Origin of the sequence: Cellulosimicrobium protaetiae, from assembly GCF_009708005.2 — a bacterium.
In the GTDB taxonomy this organism is placed as follows: Bacteria; Actinomycetota; Actinomycetes; order Actinomycetales; family Cellulomonadaceae; genus Cellulosimicrobium; species Cellulosimicrobium protaetiae.
This window is the reverse complement of the sequence record NZ_CP052757.1, coordinates 839497-859238: the sequence shown is the minus strand read 5'-3', so window position 1 is coordinate 859238 and position 19742 is coordinate 839497. Positions and strand designations below refer to the sequence as shown.

13 protein-coding genes are annotated in these 19742 nt (G+C 73.9%); 7 read left to right on the top strand and 6 right to left on the bottom strand.

Features of this window, described 5'->3' with window-relative positions; translation table 11 throughout:
- Positions 1-184 precede the first annotated feature (184 nt).
- The gene (locus FIC82_RS03725; protein ID WP_168731457.1) at positions 185-892 is read right to left on the bottom strand and encodes a DUF305 domain-containing protein; all 708 of its coding nucleotides are present in this window, start codon (positions 890-892) and stop codon (positions 185-187) included.
- A 135-nt stretch (positions 893-1027) separates the two neighbouring features.
- Here FIC82_RS03725 and FIC82_RS03720 point away from each other — a divergent pair, with 135 nt between their 5' ends.
- Positions 1028-2824 carry a carbohydrate-binding protein gene (locus FIC82_RS03720; RefSeq protein ID WP_154797614.1) on the top strand — a complete coding sequence of 599 codons (1797 nt, stop codon included), beginning with the start codon at positions 1028-1030 and terminating at the stop codon, positions 2822-2824.
- A 182-nt stretch (positions 2825-3006) separates the two neighbouring features.
- On the opposite strand, the gene FIC82_RS03715 is transcribed toward FIC82_RS03720, so the two are convergent.
- Entirely contained in the window at positions 3007-3597 is a 591-nt protein-coding gene (locus FIC82_RS03715; RefSeq protein ID WP_154797613.1) for an NADPH-dependent FMN reductase, read from the bottom strand.
- Between the two features lie 98 nt (positions 3598-3695).
- Here FIC82_RS03715 and FIC82_RS03710 point away from each other — a divergent pair, with 98 nt between their 5' ends.
- Together FIC82_RS03710 and FIC82_RS03705 are read left to right on the top strand one after the other, a co-directional pair.
- Positions 3696-4217, top strand: a complete 522-nt coding sequence (locus FIC82_RS03710; protein ID WP_154797612.1) for a MarR family winged helix-turn-helix transcriptional regulator — start codon at positions 3696-3698, stop codon at positions 4215-4217.
- A 2-nt stretch (positions 4218-4219) separates the two neighbouring features.
- The gene (locus FIC82_RS03705; protein WP_154799793.1) at positions 4220-4645 is read left to right on the top strand and encodes a YchJ family protein; all 426 of its coding nucleotides are present in this window, start codon (positions 4220-4222) and stop codon (positions 4643-4645) included.
- 44 nt (positions 4646-4689) lie between these two features.
- Here FIC82_RS03705 and FIC82_RS03700 read toward each other — a convergent pair whose 3' ends face one another.
- Positions 4690-5349: a hypothetical protein gene (locus tag FIC82_RS03700; protein ID WP_216609978.1), complete on the bottom strand. Its 660-nt coding sequence runs from the start codon at positions 5347-5349 to the stop codon at positions 4690-4692.
- Positions 5350-5464: 115 nt separating this feature from the next.
- Here FIC82_RS03700 and FIC82_RS03695 point away from each other — a divergent pair, with 115 nt between their 5' ends.
- Positions 5465-6430 (top strand): GlxA family transcriptional regulator, encoded by a 966-nt coding sequence (locus FIC82_RS03695; protein WP_154797611.1) that lies wholly within the window; start codon positions 5465-5467, stop codon positions 6428-6430.
- 4 nt (positions 6431-6434) lie between these two features.
- On the opposite strand, the gene FIC82_RS03690 is transcribed toward FIC82_RS03695, so the two are convergent.
- Positions 6435-6896, bottom strand: coding sequence for a VanZ family protein (locus FIC82_RS03690; RefSeq protein WP_154797610.1), 462 nt, complete (start codon positions 6894-6896; stop codon positions 6435-6437).
- 169 nt (positions 6897-7065) lie between these two features.
- Between FIC82_RS03690 and FIC82_RS03685 the strand changes: the two genes are divergently transcribed.
- Positions 7066-8121 (top strand): threonine aldolase family protein, encoded by a 1056-nt coding sequence (locus tag FIC82_RS03685; protein ID WP_168731456.1) that lies wholly within the window; start codon positions 7066-7068, stop codon positions 8119-8121.
- A gap of 100 nt (positions 8122-8221) precedes the next feature.
- Complete coding sequence (locus tag FIC82_RS03680) at positions 8222-8716, top strand: nucleoside deaminase (RefSeq protein ID WP_154797609.1); 495 nt, start codon at positions 8222-8224, stop codon at positions 8714-8716.
- Between the two features lie 52 nt (positions 8717-8768).
- Here the strand turns inward: FIC82_RS03680 and FIC82_RS03675 are convergent, their stop codons facing one another.
- Positions 8769-9683: a hypothetical protein gene (locus FIC82_RS03675; protein WP_154797608.1), complete on the bottom strand. Its 915-nt coding sequence runs from the start codon at positions 9681-9683 to the stop codon at positions 8769-8771.
- Between the two features lie 84 nt (positions 9684-9767).
- Here FIC82_RS03675 and FIC82_RS03670 point away from each other — a divergent pair, with 84 nt between their 5' ends.
- Positions 9768-10196 carry an SRPBCC family protein gene (locus FIC82_RS03670; protein ID WP_154797607.1) on the top strand — a complete coding sequence of 143 codons (429 nt, stop codon included), beginning with the start codon at positions 9768-9770 and terminating at the stop codon, positions 10194-10196.
- A gap of 98 nt (positions 10197-10294) precedes the next feature.
- Here FIC82_RS03670 and FIC82_RS03665 read toward each other — a convergent pair whose 3' ends face one another.
- Positions 10295-19732 carry a DUF5979 domain-containing protein gene (locus FIC82_RS03665; RefSeq protein ID WP_154797606.1) on the bottom strand — a complete coding sequence of 3146 codons (9438 nt, stop codon included), beginning with the start codon at positions 19730-19732 and terminating at the stop codon, positions 10295-10297.
- Positions 19733-19742: the final 10 nt, after the last annotated feature.

Sequence of the window (19742 nt, the reverse complement as noted above, 5' to 3'; positions counted from 1 at the left end):
GCCGCCGTCGTGCGTCCGGGGCCCGTGCAGCCCGCACCGGCACCGCCTCCCGGCGGACCAGAGCTCAACCGCGCGCGACCACGGTCCTACCTCGCGCTACCAGGGTTCTATCTCGCGGTACCAGAGTTCTACCTCGCGGTACCAGGGTTCTACCTCGCGCTACCGAGGTCTTCCTCGGTGGGGGTCAGAGGTCCGCGAGGAGGTCGCGCATGCGCTCGATCTCGCCGCCCTGGCCGGACGCGGTCTCGGCCGCGATCTCGTTCGCGAACAGGTCCTGACCCTCCACGAGCACGACGTCCGTCATGGCGAGCGCACCCTCGTGGTGCTGGATCATCCCCTCGAGGAAGAGGCGGTCGAACTCCGCGCCGTTCGCGGACTCGAGCGCGGCGAGCTGCTCGTCCGAGAGCATCCCGGCGACCCCGTCGCCGTGCGCACCGTGCTCCGACCCCGCACCCTCCGGGGTGCGCGGTCCCGTCCCGCCCGCGCCCTGCGCCCCCTCGGGGACGGCGAGGTCGCGCGCCTGGAGCCAGGCCGCGAGCCCGTGGACCTCCGGACCCTGCGCGGCGGTGACCCGCTCCGCGAACGACCGGACGGCGTCGGACCCCGCGCGGTCCGGTGCGAGCGCCGCGATCTCCAGCGCCTGGAGGTGGTGCTCGATCATCCCGGTCACGAACGCGGCGTCGGCCTCGTTCCAGGAGTCCTCCTCGGGCGCGGCCGTGTAGTCCTCGGGGGCGACCGTCGTCGCGCCCTCCCCCGGCCTGCCGGGCTGGACGACGGCGCTCGACGGTGTGGGGGTCGGCGCGGGGTCAGGCGTGCAGGCGGACACGCCGAGCACGACGCCGAGCAGCACGGCGCCGCAGGTCAGGACCCGTGCACCGACGACCTGGACCACGTTTCCACTGGGAAAACTCTGCACCCGCTCTGTTCCCTCCGTGTAAAAGCTCGCCACGAATCGCGCGCTTGGGGTGGTCCAGATCACATCTGCCGGACAGAATTCGCAGAACACTACCAAGGAGGTGTTTCGCTCGTGCATCGAACGACGAACAAGACGCGCCGGCAAGGAAGCCGGGTCCTGCTCGCCTCGTCCCTCGCGGCCACGCTCGCCGTGTCCTCGCTCGCGGTCGTCTCGTCGGCGTCCGCCGAACCGTCCGACGGCTCCCCCGAGGCGGTGGCCGCCCTGATCGAGGAGTCCTCGACCGCCGGCCTTCCCGCCCAGCGCCTCGCCCCCCTCGCCCAGGCCACCGACGTCCTGGCTCCCGGAGAGGTGGCGAGCAGCCCCAACCTGACCCTCGTCGCGAACATCCCGAAGAACGGTGCGTTCACCCCCGAGGGCCAGTACAGCAGCGACCTCGCGTTCCAGGGCCGCTACGCGTTCGCCGGCAACTACGGCGGGTTCACGGTCTACGACGTCGCGAACCCCACCGCCCCGCAGCAGGTCGCCCAGGTGATCTGCCCGGGCTCCCAGAACGACATCTCGGTCTACGGGGACCTGCTCGTCCTGAGCACCGACTCCTCGCGCAGCAACGACTCGTGCAACAACGTCGCCCAGAGCGCCACGGTCAAGGACTCGTGGGAAGGCCTCAAGGTCTTCGACGTCTCCGACCCGACGTCGCCGCAGTACGTGTCGTCGGTCGAGACGCTGTGCGGCTCCCACACGCACTCCCTGGCACCGAGCCAGGACGGGGAGGACCTGTTCGTCTACGTCTCGTCGTACGGGCCGAACGACGCGTTCCCCGACTGCCAGACGCCGCACGACCTCATCTCGGTCGTGCAGATCCCGCTCGACGACCCCGCGTCCGCCGCGCTCGTCGGGGAGCCGGTCCTGTTCCCCCAGGGCGGCAACCCGGCCGGCAACTACTCCCGGGAGACCTCGGGCTGCCACGACATCACGACGTACCCGTCGAAGGACCTCGCGGCAGGCGCGTGCATGGGCGACGGCGTCCTCATGGACATCTCCGACCGCGCGCACCCGGTGGTCACGGAGGTCGTCCGCGACACGGAGAACTTCGCGTTCTGGCACTCCGCGACGTTCAACAACGCCGGCACGAAGGTCGTCTTCACCGACGAGCTCGGCGGGGGGAGCGGCCCGACGTGCAACGCGGCGACCGGTCCCGAGAAGGGCGCGGACGCGATCTACGACATCGTGGACGGTGAGCTCGTCTTCAAGAGCTACTACAAGATCGACCGGGAGCAGGCCGCGACGGAGAACTGCGTCGCGCACAACGGGTCGCTCATCCCCGTCCCGGGCCGCGACATCATGGTCCAGGCCTGGTACCAGGGCGGCATCTCCGTGTGGGACTTCACGGACTCGGCGAACCCGGTCGAGATCGCGTGGTTCGACCGCGGACCGCTCTCCACCGACCGGCTGATCCTCGGCGGCTCGTGGTCGGCGTACTGGTACAACGGCGCGATCATCTCGAACGACATCCAGATGGGCCTCGACGTCCTGCTGCTCGACGACCCGCACACCAACGCGGCGAAGTCGATCGTCACGGACGAGTTCAACCCGCAGGCCCAGCCGACGTACGAGGAGCCGTCGGCCTGGTCGAAGAGCACGGCCTACCAGGGCGGGGCGACCGTCACGTACGGCGGCTCGGTCTGGCGCGCGCAGTGGTGGACGAAGGGCCAGAAACCGGGCGACCCGTGGGGCCCGTGGGAGGAGATCGCGGGCGTCGACGCGAACGGCGTCGGAGCGTGGAAGCCGAGCCGCGTCTACGTCAAGGGCGACACCGTGACCCACGAGGGCACGACGTACACCGCGAAGTGGTGGACGCGGAACCAGGAGCCCGGTGACCGCTGGGGCCCGTGGGCGGCACAGTCCTGAACCGGCCGGTCTCGCACGGCCGCCCGGGCCCCCGGCCCGGGTGAGGCGATGCCCGACGCCGCCCGCTCACCCCAGGTGGGCGGGCGCCGTCGGGCACCGGACCGCAGCGAGAAGTGCCGATCCGCCCCGGGATCGTCGGATTCCGGGGCGGATCCTCGCGTCTCGGCGGCGCGGTGCCCGCGTCAGGCTGCCGCGGCGACGGCCTTGTGCTCGCGCACGGAGCGCAGGGCTCCGCTCCAGGCCACGAGCTCGTCGAGCAGCTGGTCGAGGTCGCGCTCGTGCCGCTCGCGGGGCGCGAGGCGGGTGTACTCCTCGAAGTCGTCGAAGAGCGACAGCCCCACCTGGGTACGCACGTCGGCGAGCTGGAGCTCGCCCGCGACGAGGCGGAGCTGCTCGACGGCGCGGGCGCCGCCCTGGACGCCGTACCCGACGAAGCCGACGGACTTGTCCGCCCACTCGTGGTACAGCCAGTCGAGCGCGTTCTTCAGCACCGCAGCGGGCGCGCGGTTGTACTCGGGGGTCACGACGACGTAGCCGTCGTAGCCGTCGATCACGCGGGACCACTCCCACACGAGCGGGTTCTCGTACTGCTGCATCCGCGGCGGGAGCGCCTCGTCGAGGTGCGGCAGCGGGTGGTCGGCGAGGTCGACGAGACCGAACGTGGCGTCGGCGCGCTGCACGGCACGGTCGAGCACCCACGTCGCGACGCTCGCGCTCTTGCGCCCGGTGCGCGTGCTGCCGACGAGGACGGCGATGCGCGGGGTCGAGGTCATGGCTCCTCCAGAAAGAGTGACGTGTCACCAAAATTGGTGATGCGTCACCATAGCTCCATCTCGGTGACGTGTCACCCTCCAGCGGTAGGATCGTCCGCATGGCGGGACACCCGATCCTCGACGATGCCGAGCACGACGCGTGGGACGCCTTCGTGACGATGCGCAAGGCGCTCGACCGCGTGCTCGCCGCCGGGATGCGCGACGACGGCGACCTCTCCGAGGCCGAGTTCCAGGCACTCGCGGCGCTGCACGCCGCGACGGACCGCGCCCTGCGCACGGGCGAGCTCGCCGCGGAGCTGTGCTGGGAGCGCAGCCGCGTCTCGCACCTCACGCGCCGCATGGCCGACCGCGGCCTCGTCGAGCGGACCGAGCGCGCCGACGACGCGCGCGGCACGTGGATCGTCCTCACCAACCCCGGCCGCCGCGCCCTCCTGCGCACCGTGCGCGGGCACACCGAGCTGCTGCGCGAGGTCGTCTTCGAGCCCCTCGGGCCCGAAGGCCTGGCCCGGCTCGAGGCGGTGTCGCGCACCATCGCGCAGGCGGTCGAACGCTCGGGCCGGGCCCCCGGTGCCGGGTGCGACGGGGCCGCCACGCCCGCGCGTCGTCGGGCCGCGTCGTGACCCTGCCCGACGACGCGCGGTGCCCCTGCCAGTCCGGCGACGCCTACGGGTCGTGCTGCGGGAGGTACCACGCGGGAGCGCGCCCCGGGGCGGAGGGCACCGCCCCGGGGCCGCACGCCCCGACGGCCGAGGCGCTCATGCGCTCGCGCTACAGCGCGTTCGCCGACGGGGACTCCCGCTACCTGCTCGCGACGTGGCACCCGTCGACCCGCCCCGAGGTGCTCGACCTCGACGACGACCTCGAGTGGCGCCGCCTCGACGTGCTGCGCACCGAGGCCGGCGGGCCGTTCGACGCCACGGGCGTCGTCGAGTTCGTCGCGCACCACCGGTCGCGCACGGACCGCGCCGAGCGCGGTCGGCTCCACGAGGTCAGCCGGTTCGTCCGCGAGGGAGGCCGCTGGTCGTACGTGGACGGCGCGGCCGGGTAGACGCGCCGCCGTCGACCGTCACCCCGCGACGCCGGCGTCGACCGTCACCCCGTGGCGGCGAGGACGATCGCCCCCAGGCCCAGGACGACGTCGAACCCGATGCACGCCTCGGCCATCGAGCGGGGCACGACCTCGCCCCGGCGGTGGTGGACGACGTCCCACACCGCGTGCACCGCGAGGGTCAGGCCGGCGAGCACGAGGCCCGCGCGCGGGTCGATCGCCAGCGCGAGGACGGCGAGGCCCCCGTAGGCCAGCAGCGCCGCGCCCTGGACGAGGGTCGGCCGGGCGGCGCCGCGCCGCAGGCCGAGGACGACGAGCACGAGCGCGGCGAGCCCCAGCCCGGCCCACCAGGGCACGTCCGCGAGCCGCGCGGCCACGATGACGAGCGAGGCTCCCGGGATCGCGGCCCACGCGACCCACGGTCTGCCCAGCGCCCCGGCCGCGAGGTAGCAGGACGCGGCCGCCGTGACCCCGATGGCCAGGGTGTCGCGGTCGCCCGCGCCGACGGCCAGGAGCGCGGCCGCCACGACCAGGCCGAGGACGCCCGGCCAGCGGTCGAGGAGAGCGCGGGCCCCGGAGCGCCGCGACGACACCGCGGTGCCGACGGCGTCGGGCCTCGGGGCCCGAGGTGGGGCCGTGGTGGGTGCGGTCGTCCGGGGCGGGGCGTCGTGCCCCGCGGTGCGGTCGGTGTGCTGCGTGCTCATGGTTCCTCCCTCTCCGTCGGAACCTCAGGCTGCCCCTCCCGCACGGGTACTCCCTGGGGGTATGGTCGAACGTGTCCGGATCGTTGGCGTGGACGTCTGGTGCACGGGGGTGGGGATGGACGCACGACGGGTCGCCGTGGTGGGCTACCCCGGCTCGGAGCTGCTCGACGTCTCCTGCGTCACGTCGACGCTGGCGATGGCGAACCGGCTCGGCGCGGCGCCCGCGTACGACGTCGTCCTGCTCACCCCCGCCGGGGGCCCGGTCGTGTGCGACTCCGGGCTGACCCTCGAGGCGCAGGGCTCGTTGCAGCGGTGGACCCGACCGCTCGACACCCTCGTCGTGGCCGGCGGGCTCGGGCACACGGCCGCGGGGACGGACCCGCTCGTCGTCGCCCACGTGCGCCGCCTCGCGGGCCTGAGCCGCAGGGTCGCCTCCGTCTGCACCGGGTCGACCGTCCTCGCCGCGTGCGGCCTGCTGGACGGGCGCCGCGCCACCACGCACTGGCACTACGCGGACCAGCTCGCCCGTGACTTCCCCGCGGTGCACGTGGACCCGGCGCCGATCTACGTCCGCGACGGCGACGTCTACACCTCGGCGGGGGTGACGAGCGGGCTCGACCTCACGCTCGCGCTCGTCGAGGAGGACCACGGTCCCGATCTCGCGCGGCGCGTCGCCCGCGTGCTCGTCACCTACCTCCAGCGTCCCGGGAACCAGGCGCAGATGAGCATGTTCACGGCCGGTCGCCAGGTGCGCGACGCCGTCGTGCGGGACGTCGTGGACCACGTCACGTCACGGCCCGACGCCGACCTGAGCCTGGGCGCCCTGGCCGACCACGCGGGGGTGAGCCCGCGCCAGCTCAGCCGCCTGTTCGTCCGGCACACGGGACGCACGCCCGCGCGCTACGTCCGGCGGGCCCGCACCGAGGCGGCCGCCCACCTGCTCGTGACGACGGACCGGACGGTGGCCGCCATCGCGCGCGAGTGCGGGCTCGGGACGGCCGAGGCGCTCCGCCAGGCGTTCTCGTCGGAGTACGGGCAGCCGCCGTCGCAGTACCGGGCGGTGCAGCGCCGCCAGGCCTGAGGGCTCAGGCCGTCCCGGACCGCACGGCCCGGCGACGGCCCCGGAGCGCGAGCACGGCGGCCACGGCCAGCGCGCCCACGAGCGCGCCGAGCGTGTTGAGGACGACGTCCTGGACGGTCGGGACACGGCCGGGCAGCAGGTTCTGCGTCAGCTCGATCGCCGCGGACAGCACGCCTCCGGCGAGCGTGACGATCCCGACGCCGCGCCACGGGCCGGGCACGCGCGCCCCGCGCCGCGCCGCGCGGCCCCGGAGCAGCGGCAGCCCGAGCACCCCGAACGGGAGGAACATGACGACGTTCGCCGACGCCTCCAGCACCGCGAGCGTCATCGGGACGCCGAGCCCGTGCAGGACGTCGAGGGTCGCGGTCGCCCAGCCGGGCGCGGCGGTCGACTGCGGCGACGGCCACAGCGTGACCACGCCCACGGCGGCGAGATAGGCCGCGAACGTCCAGGTCAGGAGGCGCATCGCGTCAGCGTACGAGAGCGGTCGGTCCGTGGTCCCCGGTGCACGCGTCCCGGCCACGGACCTGCGCGACGTCTCCACGGCTCGTGCGCACGGACCGCCGCGCACGGCGCGCGGCGTCGGCGCGCCGTGGTCGCACGGAGGCGCGCGCCCGGGTGCCTAGGGTGGGACCGTGACCTCGTTCGCCTCGGACAACTACTCCCCCGCCCACCCGGACGTCCTCGCCGCGCTCGCCACCGCGAGCGCGGGGCACGAGGTCTCGTACGGCGAGGACCCGTGGACCGCTCGCCTGCAGGACGTCGTGCGGGCGCGCTTCGGCCCGGACGCCACGGCGTACCCGGTGCTCACGGGGACGGGGGCGAACGTCGTCGCGCTCATGGCGATGCTGCCGAGGTGGGGCGCGGTCGTCGCGACCGAGCACGCGCACCTCAACACGGACGAGAACGGGGCGCCCGAGCGTGTCGGCGGGGTCAAGGTGCTCGCCGTCCCGGCGCCGGACGCGAAGCTCACGCCCGCCGCGGTAGAGCGGTTCGCGGGCGACCTCGGCGACCCGCACCGCGCGCAGCCGCTCGTCGTGTCGCTCACGCAGTCCACCGAGCTCGGCACGCTGTACACGCCGGCCGAGATCCGCGCGCTGGCCGACGCCGCGCACGCCCGCGGCATGCGCGTGCACCTCGACGGGTCGCGCCTCGCGAACGCCGCCGCGGCGCTCGACGTCCCGCTGCGCGCGCTGACCACGGACGCCGGCGTGGACGTGCTGTCGTTCGGCGGCACCAAGAACGGGCTCGCGCTCGGGGAGGCGGTCGTCGTGCTCGACCCGTCGGCCGTCGACGGCGTCGAGTTCGTGCGCAAGGCGACGATGCAGCTCGCGTCGAAGATGCGCTACGTGTCCGCGCAGCTCCTCGCGCTGTTCGAGCCGGTGGGCGACGCCGTCGCCGAGGTCGACGAGATCGCGGACGAGGACGAGCTGTGGCTGCGCAACGCGCGGCACGCGAACGCGATGGCGGCGCGCCTGCGCGCCGGGCTCGCGGACGTCGTCGTCCCCGCCGCGCTCGGCCCCGACGACGCCGTCCCCGCGCCGACGTCGGGCCTCGCCTTCACGCAGCCCACGCTCGTCAACGCGGTCTTCGCGACGCTCCCCCGCGCCGCCGTCGAGCGCCTGCGCGAGCGGCACCGCTTCTACGACTGGGGTCCGGGCGAGTCGCCCGACCGGGTCGAGGTCCGGTAGATGTGCGCGTGGGACACCACCCCCGGCGACGTGGACGCGTTCGTCGCGGACGTGCGCAGCGTCCTCGCGGTCGCGCGCTGACCGGGCGAGGATGGGCGCCATGGCTCCCGACACGCTGCCCACCGCCGACGACCTCCTCCACCTGCGCCGCTGCGTCGAGCTCGCGCGCGAGGCGCTCGACGACGGCGACGAGCCGTTCGGCTCGCTCCTCGTCGACCGCGACGGGGTCGTGCGGTTCGAGGACCGCAACCGCGTGAAGGACGGCGACGCGACCCGGCACCCGGAGTTCGAGATCGCCCGCTGGGCCGCGGAGCACCTCACGCCCGGCGAGCGTCGCGACGCGGTCGTGTACACGTCGGGCGAGCACTGCGCGATGTGCAGCGCGGCCCACGCCTGGGTCGGGCTCGGCCCGATCGTCTACGCGTCGAGCACGACGCAGCTCGTCGGCTGGCTCGACGAGTGGGGCGTGGCGCCCGGACCCGTGCGCCCGCTCGCGATCGGCGACGTCGCCCCCGGCGTCGCCGTCCGCGGCCCGGCGTACGAGCTCGCGCCCGAGATCCGGTCGCTGCACGCGCGCCTGCACGGCGTGTCCTGAGCCTGCCGGCGCGAGGTCGCGACCTGTCGCGACCTCGCGCTGACAGGTCGCGTCAGCCGTCCAGCGCGGCCGCCACCGCGCCCGCGACCTCCGGGAGCGCGAGGTAGCCCGCCGGGCTGCCGTCGGCGAGCAGCACGGCCGCCGCGTGGTGCCCGGGTGCCGCGTTCGCGACGACGAGGTCCTCGATCGCCGGCGTCGCCGGGTCGAGCGGGAACGCGTCCGGGCCGAGACCGTGGAGCGCGAGCGCGTCCCGGCGGTCGCGCACCGCGACCCAGCGCCGCACCGGGGCGGGCACGCGCAGCGCGGCGCGGGCGGCGAGGACGTCGCGGATCGCCCGGATCGCGAGCGGTGAACCGAGCGTGAGCAGCAGGGCCACGTCCCACCGTGCGGCGTCAGGGTGCTCGCGCAGCACCGAGTACGCCACGACCGACCCGAGCGAGTGCGCGACCACGACGGCCGGGCCGTCCGTGGGGATCGCCGCCGCGACGGCGTCGTCGATCGTCGCGCGCACGGCGTCGTCGTGCAGGTACGCCCACACGTCGCGCGCGAGCAGCACGACGACCGCGCCGCTCAGGCCGGGCACGTACCGGTCGAGCGCGGCCAGCAGCAGGTTCAGCCATGCCCCGACATCGGCGCCGCCGCCTGCCCCGGCACCCTCGGGGCGCGCCGGGACGCGCGCTCCCGCGCCCCGCAGCACCTCCTCGGCGACGGCCGCGACGAACGCGAGCTCCGCGTCGGGCAGCTCCGCCAGCGCGTGCACGGTCACCGGCGGCGGGTCGGCGTCGCCCGCGACGAGCCCCGCGAGGGTGTCGCCGTAGAAGACGAACGCAGTGTCGTCGTCGTGCAGCACGCGCCCGGACCCCGCCGCGCTCAGGCCCGCGTCCAGCACGGTGGTCCACGTCCGGTCGAGGACGTCGGCGTCGAGGCCCTGGTTGTCGCGGCCGTGGACGAGCACGAGTCGGGTCACGCGCCCGAACCTACCGGCTGCCGGTGTCGGCCGGAGGGTCTACCGTCGGCCCCAGAAGCGAGCCCCCGAGCCCCCGAGGTACCCATGAGCGACCCCTCCCTGACCGACCACAGCACGACCGCCGAGATCCACGTCGCACGACCCCCGCAGGTCGTGTGGGCCGAGCTCATGCACCCGAGCGCCCGCTGGATGCTCGGCATGAACGTCGAGACCGACTTCATGCCCGGCAGCCCCGTGACCTTCGAGGGCCACTACATGGGTCGCGAGTTCGCGGACTGGGGCACCGTCGTCGCGGTCGAGCGCCCGCGGCTGCTGCACTTCACGCACTTCTCCCCGACGATGGGCCTGCCCGACGCCCCGGAGAACTACCACGACATCGCCATCACGCTCGAGCCGGACGACTCCGGGACGCGCGTGCGCGTCGTCGAGCGCAACATCGAGACGGCTGAGCGCGCCGAGCGCGCGCACGCGCTGTGGAGCAAGGCGCTCGCGACGCTCGCGGGCCACGACTGAGGCCGGGCACCCCCGCGCGAGCGGTACGACGACGGGCCGGTCACCCCGCGGGGTGACCGGCCCGTCGTGCGTCGCGGTGAGCGACGGCGTCCCGCCCGTCAGGCGGTCCGGCGGCGCCGCGTCACGGCGAGCAGCGCGGCCCCGCCGAGGACGAGCAGCGCACCCAGGCCGACGAGCCCGCCCGTGGTCGCGCCGGTCACGGCGAGGCCCCCGGTCGTGCTCGCCGTGTTGGTGAGCGTCACGTCCGCGACCTCGCCGACGGCGACCGTCAGCCCGGTGGTGCGCTCGCCGTCGACCGTGAAGGCCGGCGTGCCCCACCGGACGCCGTCGATCTCCGGCAGGTCCACCTCGCCGAGCGTCACCACGGTCCCCTCGGGGATGTCCGCCGGGCCGGTGACGACCGTGCCGTCGGCGCGGATCGTGAGCCGCCCGGACGTCGGGCCGGCGTAGAGCGTCCCGCCTGGGACGTCGGCGGTCCAGGTGACCGTGAACGTGGTGTCGTCGGGCACCCGGCCCGCCGCGTTCCCGGCGACGACCTTGTGCACGGCGAACCCGCCGACGAGGTGCGCGTCGTTCGCGGCGTTGGTCAGGGTGACCGCGACCGCGGTGTCCGCGACGACCGTGAGAGTCGCCGGGTCGACGGCCACGCCGTCCACCGCGAACGTCGGCTCGCCCCAGAGGACGCCCCGGACCTCCGGCAGCGGGGTGCGCTCGGTGAACGTCACCTCGGTCCCCGCGGGCAGGTCCTGCGGCCCGGCAACCACGGTGCCGTCGGCGAGGACGGTGAGCGTGCCCCCCGTGGCGCCGTCGTACTCGACCCCTCCCGGGAGCACGGCGGTCCAGTCGACCTGGAACGCCGTGCCGACCGGGACGAGGCTCGCGGCCTCGCCGCCGACCTCCTTGTGCACGGTGAACCCGCCGGCCTGCGCGACCGCCGTGTTCGTCACCGTGACCGCCACCGGGGCGCCGGCGTCCCCGACCACGACCGTGGTCGGGTCGAACGACGGCGTGCCCCACGTGATCCCGGGGACGTCGGGGAACGTCGGCTCGGCGAGCGTCACGGCGGAGCCGTACGGCAGCTCGGGTCCGTCGACGACCGTCCCGTCCGCGAGGACCGTGAGCGTGCCGCTCGTCGGGCCGTCGAACGCGACGCCGTCGGGCACGGTCGCCGACCAGGTCACGGTGAACGCCGTGTCCTCCGGGACGGCGCCGGCCGCGGCGCCGGTGAGCGTCTTCGCGACGGTGAACGTGCCGAAGACGGTGTCCGCAGTGTTGACGACGGTCACGGCCGCGGGCTCGCCGCCGTTCTCCGTGATCGTCAGCGCGCCCTCGGGGTCGAGGCTCGGCTCGCCCCACGCGACGCCCGGGACCCCCGGCAGCGGCGTCTGCTCCGCGAACGTCACGACCGTGCCCACGGGCAGGTCCTGCGGGCCGTCCACGACGGTCCCGTCCGCGAGCACCGTGAGGGTGCCGGTGAGCGGGTCGTCGTACGTCACGCCGTCGGGCAGGACCACCGACCAGTCCACGAGGAACGCCGTGTCGCCCGGGACGACCCCGGCCGAGTCGCCGATCAGCGCCTTCTGCAGCGAGAAGCCGCCGACGACGCTCGTCGCCGTGTTCGTCACGGTGACCTCGGTGGGGGTGTCCCCGGTCTCCGTGATCGTCACCGACTCCGGGGAGAAGACCGGGTCGCCCCAGACCACGTCCGCCACGTCGGGCGGCGTCTGCTCGGCGAACGTCACGACCGTGCCGACAGGCAGGTCCTGCGGGCCGTCCACGACGGTCCCGTCCGCCAGCACCGTGAGGGTGCCGGTGAGCGGGTCGTCGTACGTCACGCCGTCGGGCAGCACCGCGGACCAGTCCACCAGGAACTCCGTGTCGTCCGGCACGAGACCGGCCGCGTTCCCGGCCAGCGCCTTGGCCACGGCGAACCCGCCGACGACGCTCGTCGCCGTGTTCGTCACCGTCACCACGACCGGCTCGTCGCCCTCGGCGATCGTCACCGACTCCGGCGAGAGCTCCGGCGTGCCCCACACGACGTCCGGCACGTCGGGCAGCGGCGTCTGCTCCGCGAACGTCACGACCGTCCCGACCGGCAGGTCCGCCGGGCCGTCGGCGATCGTGCCGTCCGCGAGGACGGTGAGGGTTCCGGTCAGCGGGCCGGGGTACGTCACGCCGTCGGGCAGCGTCGCCGACCAGTCCACGAGGAACGCCGTGTCGTCCGGCACCGCGCCGGCCGCGTTCCCGGCGAGCGCCTTGGCCACCCCGAACGACCCCGTCACCGCGTTCGCGGTGTTGGTCACCGTCACCGCGGACGGCTCGCCGGCGTTCTCGGTGATCGTCAGCGTCGCCGGGTCCACGGAGACCGCGCCCCACGTGACGTCCGGGACGGGCGGAGGCGTGGCCTCGGTGAACGTCACGGTGGTCCCCACCGGGAGGTCCTGCGGACCGTCGACGACCGTCCCGTCCGCCAGGACGGTCAGCGTCCCCGTGAGGAACCCGTCGTACGTCACGTCCGGCGGGAGGGTCGCGACCCACGTCACGGAGAACTCCGTGTCGCCCGGCACGATCCCCGCGGCGTCGCCGATGACGGACTTCTGCAGCGTGAAGCCGCCGACGACGCTCGTCGCCGTGTTCGTCACGGTGACCTCGGTGGGGGTGTCCCCGGTCTCCGTGATCGTCACGGACTCCGGCGAGATCTCCGGGGTCCCCCAGACGACGTCCGGGACGTCGGGCAGCGGTGTCTGCTCGGCGAACGTCACGACCGTCCCCACCGGCAGGTCCTGCGGGCCGTCCACGACGGTCCCGTCCGCGAGCACCGTGAGGGTCCCGGACAGGTCGCCGTCGTACGTCACACCGTCGGGCGGGGTCGCCGTCCAGTCGACGAGGAACTCCGTGCCGTCCGGCACGACCCCCGCCGCGTTCCCCGCGAGCGCCTTGGCCACGGCGAACCCGCCCACGACGCTCGTCGCGGTGTTCGTCACCGTCACGAGGGTCGGTGTCTCGCCCGTCTCCGTGACGGTCACCGACTCCGGGGAGACGACCGGGTCGCCCCACACGACGTTCTCGACCTCCGGCAGCGGAGCCTGCTCCGCGAACGTCACGACCGTGCCCACCGGCAGATCCTGCGGGCCGTCCACGACGGTCCCGTCCGCGAGCACCGTCAGCGTCCCGGACAGGTCACCCTCGTACGTCACGCCGCCGGGCAGCACCGCGGTCCAGTCGACCAAGAACTCCGTCCCGCCCGGCACGATGCCCGCCGCGTCCCCGGCCAGCGCCTTCTGCACGGCGAACCCGCCGACGACGCTCGTCGCCGTGTTCGTCACCGTCACCGCGACGGGCTGCCCGTCGTTCTCCGTGATGGTCAGCTCGGCGCCCGGCGCGTACGTCGGGGTGCCCCACACGACGTTCTCGACCTCGGGCAGCGGGGTCTGCTCGGCGAACGTGACGACCGTGCCCACGGGCAGGTCCTGCGGACCGTCCACGGCCGTCCCGTCGGCGAGCACCGTGAGCGTGCCCGACGGGGTCCCGTCGTAGGTCACGCCGTCCGGCAGGGTCGCCGTCCAGTCCACGAGGAACGCGGTGTCGTCCGGCACGATCCCGGCCGCGTCGCCCCCGACCGACTTCGCCAGCGAGAACCCGCCGACGACGCTCGTCGCCGTGTTCGTCACCGTCACCACGACCGGCTCGTCGCCCTCGGCGATCGTCACCGACTCCGGGGAGAGCTCCGGCGGCCCCCAGACCACGTTCTCGACCTCGGGGAGCGGCGTCTGCTCCGCGAACGTCACGACCGTCCCGACCGGCAGGTCCGCCGGGCCGTCCGCGACCGTCCCGTCTGCGAGCACGCTCAGCGTGCCGGACGTGTCGCCGTCGTAGTCGACCCCGGGCGGGATCGTCGCGGTCCAGTCGACGAGGAACGCCGTGTCGTCCGGGACCACGCCGGCCGCGTCGCCCGCGAGCGCCTTGGCCACCCCGAACGACCCGGTCACCGCGTTCGCGGTGTTCGTCACGGTCACCGCGGACGGCGCCCCACCGTTCTCGGTGACCGTCAGCGTCGCGGGGTCCACGGACACCGCGCCCCACGTGACGCCGTCGAGCGCGGGAGGCGTCGCCTCGGTGAACGTCACCGTGGTCCCCACCGGCAGGTCCTGCGCGCCGTCCACGACTGTTCCGTCGGCCAGGATCGTCAGCGTCCCGGTGAGGAACCCGTCGTACGTCACGCCCGCAGGGAGGGTCGCCACCCAGGTCACGGAGAACGCGGTGTCGCCCGGCACGAGACCAGCGGCGTTCCCCGTCACGGCCTTCTGCAGCGTGAAGCCGCCGACGACGCTCGTCGCCGTGTTCGTCACGGTGAGCTCGACCCCCGTCGCGCCCTCGACGATCGTCACCTCGGCACCCGGCGCGAACGCCGGGCTCCCCCAGACCACGTTCGGGACGTCGGGCAGCGGCGTCTGCTCCGTGAACGTCACGACCGTGCCCACCGGCAGGTCCGCCGGTCCGTCCACGACGGTCCCGTCCGCCAGCACCGTGAGGCTCCCGGAGAGGTCGCCCTCGTAGGTCACCCCCTCGGGCAGCACCGCCGTCCAGTCGACCTGGAACTCCGTGCCGGGCGGCACCGCGCCCGCAGCGTTCCCCGCGAGCGCCTTCTGGACCGTGAACCCGCCGACGACGCTCGTCGCCGTGTTCGTCACTGTCACCGCGACGGGCGTACCACCGTTCTCGGTGACCGTGAGCTCGGTGCCCGGCGCGTACGTCGGGGTGCCCCAGACCACGTTCGGCACCTCGGGCAGCGGCGTCTGCTCGGCGAACGTCACGACCGTGCCCACCGGCAGGTCCTGCGGACCGTTCACGACGGTCCCGTCCGCCAGGAGCGTCAGCGTCCCGGACAGGTCGCCCTCGTAGGTCACGTCGTCGGGGAGCGTCGCGGTCCAGTCGACCAGGAACTCCGTGCCGTCGGGCACGATCCCGGCTGCGTCCCCCTGGACGTCCTTCTGCAGCGTGAACCCGCCGACGACGCTCGTCGCCGTGTTCGTCACCGTGAGCTCGACGCCCGTCGCGCCCTCGACGATCGTCACCTGGGCGCCCGGCGTGAACGCGGGGGTCCCCCAGACGACGTTCTCGACGTCGGGCAGCGGGGTCTGCTCCGTGAACGTCACGACCGTCCCGACCGGCAGGTCTGCCGGACCGTCCACGACCGTCCCGTCCGCGAGGACCGTGAGGATGCCGGTCAGCGCACCGGGGTACGTGACGCCCTGCGGGAGGGCCGCCGACCACGAGACCAGGAACTCCGTGTCGTCCGGCACGAGGCCGGCGGCGTTCCCCGTCACGGCCTTGGCCACCGTGAACCCGCCGTTCACCGTCGTGGCCGTGTTGGTGACCGTCACCGCGACGGGGTCGCCCCCGTTCTCCACGACGACGACCGTCGACGCGGGCGCGAAGGTCGGCACGCCCCAGACCACGCCGTCGACCGACGGCAGCGGCGTGCGTTCGGTGAACGTCACCGTGGTGCCCACCGGGAGGTCCTGCGGGCCGTCGACGACGGCCCCGCTCGCGAGCACGGTCACCGTCCCGGTCAGCGGACCCGCGTACGTGACCCCGTCGGGCAGCACCGCGGACCAGTCGACGAGGAACGCGGTGTCGCCGGGTACCAGCCCGGCCGCGTTCCCGGTCAGCGCCTTGGCGACCGAGAACCCGCCGTCCACCGTGGTCGCGGTGTTCGTCAGCGTCACGACGACGGGCGCGCCGGCGTTCTCGGTGATGGTGACCGTGGTGCCGGGGTCGTACGACGGCGTGCCCCACACGACGCCGTCGATCTCCGGGAGCGGGGTCTGCTCGCTCAGGGTCACGACCGTCCCGACCGGCAGGTCGGTCGGGCCGTCGACGACCGTGCCGTCCGCGAGGACGGTGAGCGTGCCGGACGTGTCGCCGTCGTACTCGACGCCGTCGGGGACGTCGGCGCTCCAGTCCACGAGGAACGCGGTGTCGCGGGGCACCAGCCCGGCGGCGTTGCCCGCGACCGTCTTCGCGACGCCGAACGACCCGACGACCGAGTTCGCGGTGTTCGTCACCGTGACCGCGACGGGCTCGCCGTCGTTCTCGGTGACGGTGAGCTGCGCCGGGGTGAACGACGGCGGGCCCCACACGACGTCACCGACCTCGGGCAGCGGGGTCTGCTCGGCGAAGGTCACCACGGTGCCCACCGGGAGGTCCGCCGGTCCGTCCACGACAGTCCCGTCGGCCCGTACCGTCAGCGTCCCGGTGAGCGGGCCGTCGTAGGCGACGTCCGGGGGCAGGACCGCGGTCCAGGCGACCGTGAACGTGGTGATGTCGGGCACGATCCCGGCTGCGTTCCCCTGGACGTCCTTCTGGAGCGTGAAGCCACCCACGACGCTCGACGCCGTGTTGGTCACGGTCACGAGCGTGGGGGTGTCCCCGGTCTCGGTGACCGTCAGCGTGGCGGGGTCGAACGACGGTTCGCCCCAGACGACGTTCGGGATCGTCGGGAGCGTCGGCTCGGAGAACGTCACGGTCGTCCCGACCGGGAGGTCTTGCGGTCCGTCCACGACGGTCCCGTCCGCGAGGACGGTCAGCGTCCCGGTGACCGGGCCCTCGTACGTGACGCCCGCGGGGAGCGTCGCGACCCACGTCACGGAGAACGGCGTGCTCCCCGGTACGAGGCCCTCGGCGTCGCCGGCGACGTCCTTGGCGACCGCGAACCCGCCCACGGTGCTGGTCGCCATGTTGGTCACGGTGATCCCGACCGCCTCACCACCGTTCTCGGTGATGGTCACCTGCGCGCCCGGGTCGAACGACGGCTCGCCCCAGACGACGTTCGGCACGGCCGGCAGGGGGGTCTGCTCCGTGAGCGTCACGACGGTACCCACCGGGAGGTTCTGCGGGCCGTCCACGACGGTCCCGTCCGCGAGCACCGTCAGCGTGCCGGAGAGGGCGCCGTCGTACGTCACGCCCGTCGGCAGCACCGCCGACCAGTCCACGAGGAACTCGGTGTCGTCCGGTACGGCGCCCGACGCGTTCCCCGCGAGCGCCTTCTGGAGCGTGAACCCGCCGTCGACGGAGGTCGCGACGTTCGTGACCGTCACCGCGACGGGCTGCCCGCCGTTCTCGCTCACGACGAGCGACTCGGGCGAGACGATCGGGCTGCCCCACTGGACGCCGTCGACCTCGGGGAACGGCGTCTGCTCGGCGAACGTCACGACCGTCCCGACCGGGAGGTCCTGCGGGCCGTCCACCACGGTCCCGTCCGCGAGCACGGTCAGCGTGCCGGCGAGAGGACCGCCGTAGGTGACCCCGGTCGGCAGCGTCGCCGCCCAGTCCACGAGGAACTCCGTGTCGCCCGGCACCGCACCCGAGGCGTTGCCCAGGAGCTCCTTGTGCACCGTGAACCCGCCGTTCACGGTGCTCGCGGTGTTCGTCACCTGGACGATCGCCGGCTGGCCCTGGCCCACCGTGAGCTCGGCAGGACTGATGGACGGCGTGCCCCACACGACGCCGTCGATCACCGGCGGCGCGACCTCCGTGAACGTGACGACCGTCCCGACGGGGAGGTCGACGGGTCCGGCGTAGACCGTGCCGTCCGCGAGGATCACGCCCTCGCCGGTCGTCTCCCCCTCGTAGACGACGCCGTCGGGGATGTCGGCGGTCCACGTCACGGTGAACGCCGTGTCACCCGGGACCAGCCCCGCGGCGTTGCCGTCCACGATCTTCACGACCGTGAACCCGCCGACCTGCGAGGTCGCCGTGTTGGTCACCGTGACGAGCACGTTCTGGCCCTCGCCGACCGTCACGGTCGACGGCTCGACGACGGGCGTCGCCCAGACGACGCCGTCGACCGGGTCGGGCGTGACCTCCGTGAACGTCACGATCGTGCCGACCGGCAGGTCCTGGGGGCCGTCGACGACCGCGCCACCCGCGAGCACGGTGAGCGTGCCGTTCAGCTCCCCGTCGTACGTAGAGCCACTCGGGATCTCGGCCGCCCACTGGACCTGGTACTCCGTCGCGGGGTCGACGGCGCCCGCCGCGTTGCCCTGGAGCGGCGCCTTCTGCACCGAGAACCCGCCGACGGGACCGCCGACGTTCGCGGTGTTGACCACCGTCACGGTCATCATCGTGCCGTCCACGACGGTGAACGAGGCGGGGTCGCTCACCACGTCCCCGTTGACCCGGAACACCGGCGAGCCCCACGAGACACCGGGGATGCTGGGCAACGTCGGTTCCGAGATCGTCACGACGGTCCCGACGGGAAGGTCCGGGCCTGCGACGAGGTTGCCGTTGAGCGGCACCTCGAGGTCGCCCTCGCCGGTCTCGCTGTCCGGCGCCGGGGTGACGTACGAGTAGTGGACCGTGAACACGGTCCCGGCCGGGACGTCCGCCGCGGCAGCGCCCGTCACCGTCTTCTGCACGACGAAGCTCGACGTCGGGACGCAGTTGAACGGCCCCGGTCCGATCCACGGGTAGTTGTGGATCTCCAGGCCGCTCTGCGAGCCCTCGCCCCCGAAGGTGAGGTCGCCGCCCACGTAGACGCGCCCGTTCATGTGGTTGTAGAGCTGCACGTCCGCCGCCGGTGCCAGGACCGACCCCATGAACTGTGCCGCCCCCGCCGGGCCGAGCTGGACCGCGTCGGCGTCGACGAAGTTCCACATGATCCGCGAGGCCCAGTTGCCGAAGTCGGGGCTGGCGAAGTCGTCGAACCGGACGTTGTTCGCAGCGAAGTAGTTGGGCTGGAAGTCGACGGGGCCGCCCACCACGTTGATGACGATCGGGGAGCCGTCGGCGAACCCGTCGAAGTTGAGGGTGTTCACGCCGTTGAGCGCTGCGGCGTCCACCGTGAACACGTGGAGGTCGGCGCTCGTCGAGCCGTCGAAGGTCGCGATGTTGCCCGCCACCGCGGCGGGCGTCCCGGTCAGACCGGCGAACGCCGTAGAGGCCTGGGAGACCTGATCCCCGAAGTTGCCGAACGGCGCGAGCGCGGGCGCCTCCCCGAGGTTCTGCCGCAGCTCGCCGTTGTTCGTGTCGACCGTCCCGGTCCCGGTCTTCGTCGAGCCGACCTGGACGTCGCCGCCCCCTTGGTCCTGGTAGCCCGCGCCCACGATGACGTTCGTCGGTGCGACGACATCGAGGGTGCCACCCACGTGGAGCATGACCGTGCCGGGGTCCGGCGCGATCTGCGAACCCGCCCCGACCGTGCCGACGTTGAACGAGTTCCCACTGAGGGTCCGGTTGAACGTCGCGTTCCCCTCGACGACCAGCACGCCCTCGGCCTCGGAGGCCGAGCCCGTGGCCAGGAAGTTCCCCCCCGTGTAGACGGCGGCGTTGTTGTCGGTGAACACCGGCGGCAAGTTCCCGATGCCGGGGAACTGGCCCGGGTCCGGGCACTGCCCGACCGCGGCGAACGAGGGAACGGCCTGCGGTCCGGTGACCAGCACCACCGCCCCGGCGAACGCCAGCGTCGCGGCCGTGACGGCGGCGACGACGCGTCGCAACGGGTCGAACGTTCGGGGTCGGGAACCTCGGGTCATGCGCGCTCCT

Bases quoted from the DNA above. Each gene is read 5' to 3' on its own strand.
- FIC82_RS03680 (WP_154797609.1), top strand. From the start codon at position 8,222: ATGGCTCCCGACACGCTGCCCACCGCCGACGACCTCCTCCACCTGCGC.
- FIC82_RS03700 (WP_216609978.1), bottom strand. From the start codon at position 5,349: ATGAGCACGCAGCACACCGACCGCACCGCGGGGCACGACGCCCCGCCC.
- FIC82_RS03665 (WP_154797606.1), bottom strand. From the start codon at position 19,732: ATGACCCGAGGTTCCCGACCCCGAACGTTCGACCCGTTGCGACGCGTC.
- FIC82_RS03690 (WP_154797610.1), bottom strand. From the start codon at position 6,896: ATGCGCCTCCTGACCTGGACGTTCGCGGCCTATCTCGCCGCCGTGGGC.
- FIC82_RS03710 (WP_154797612.1), top strand. From the start codon at position 3,696: ATGGCGGGACACCCGATCCTCGACGATGCCGAGCACGACGCGTGGGAC.
- FIC82_RS03670 (WP_154797607.1), top strand. From the start codon at position 9,768: ATGAGCGACCCCTCCCTGACCGACCACAGCACGACCGCCGAGATCCAC.
- FIC82_RS03695 (WP_154797611.1), top strand. From the start codon at position 5,465: ATGGACGCACGACGGGTCGCCGTGGTGGGCTACCCCGGCTCGGAGCTG.
- FIC82_RS03715 (WP_154797613.1), bottom strand. From the start codon at position 3,597: ATGACCTCGACCCCGCGCATCGCCGTCCTCGTCGGCAGCACGCGCACC.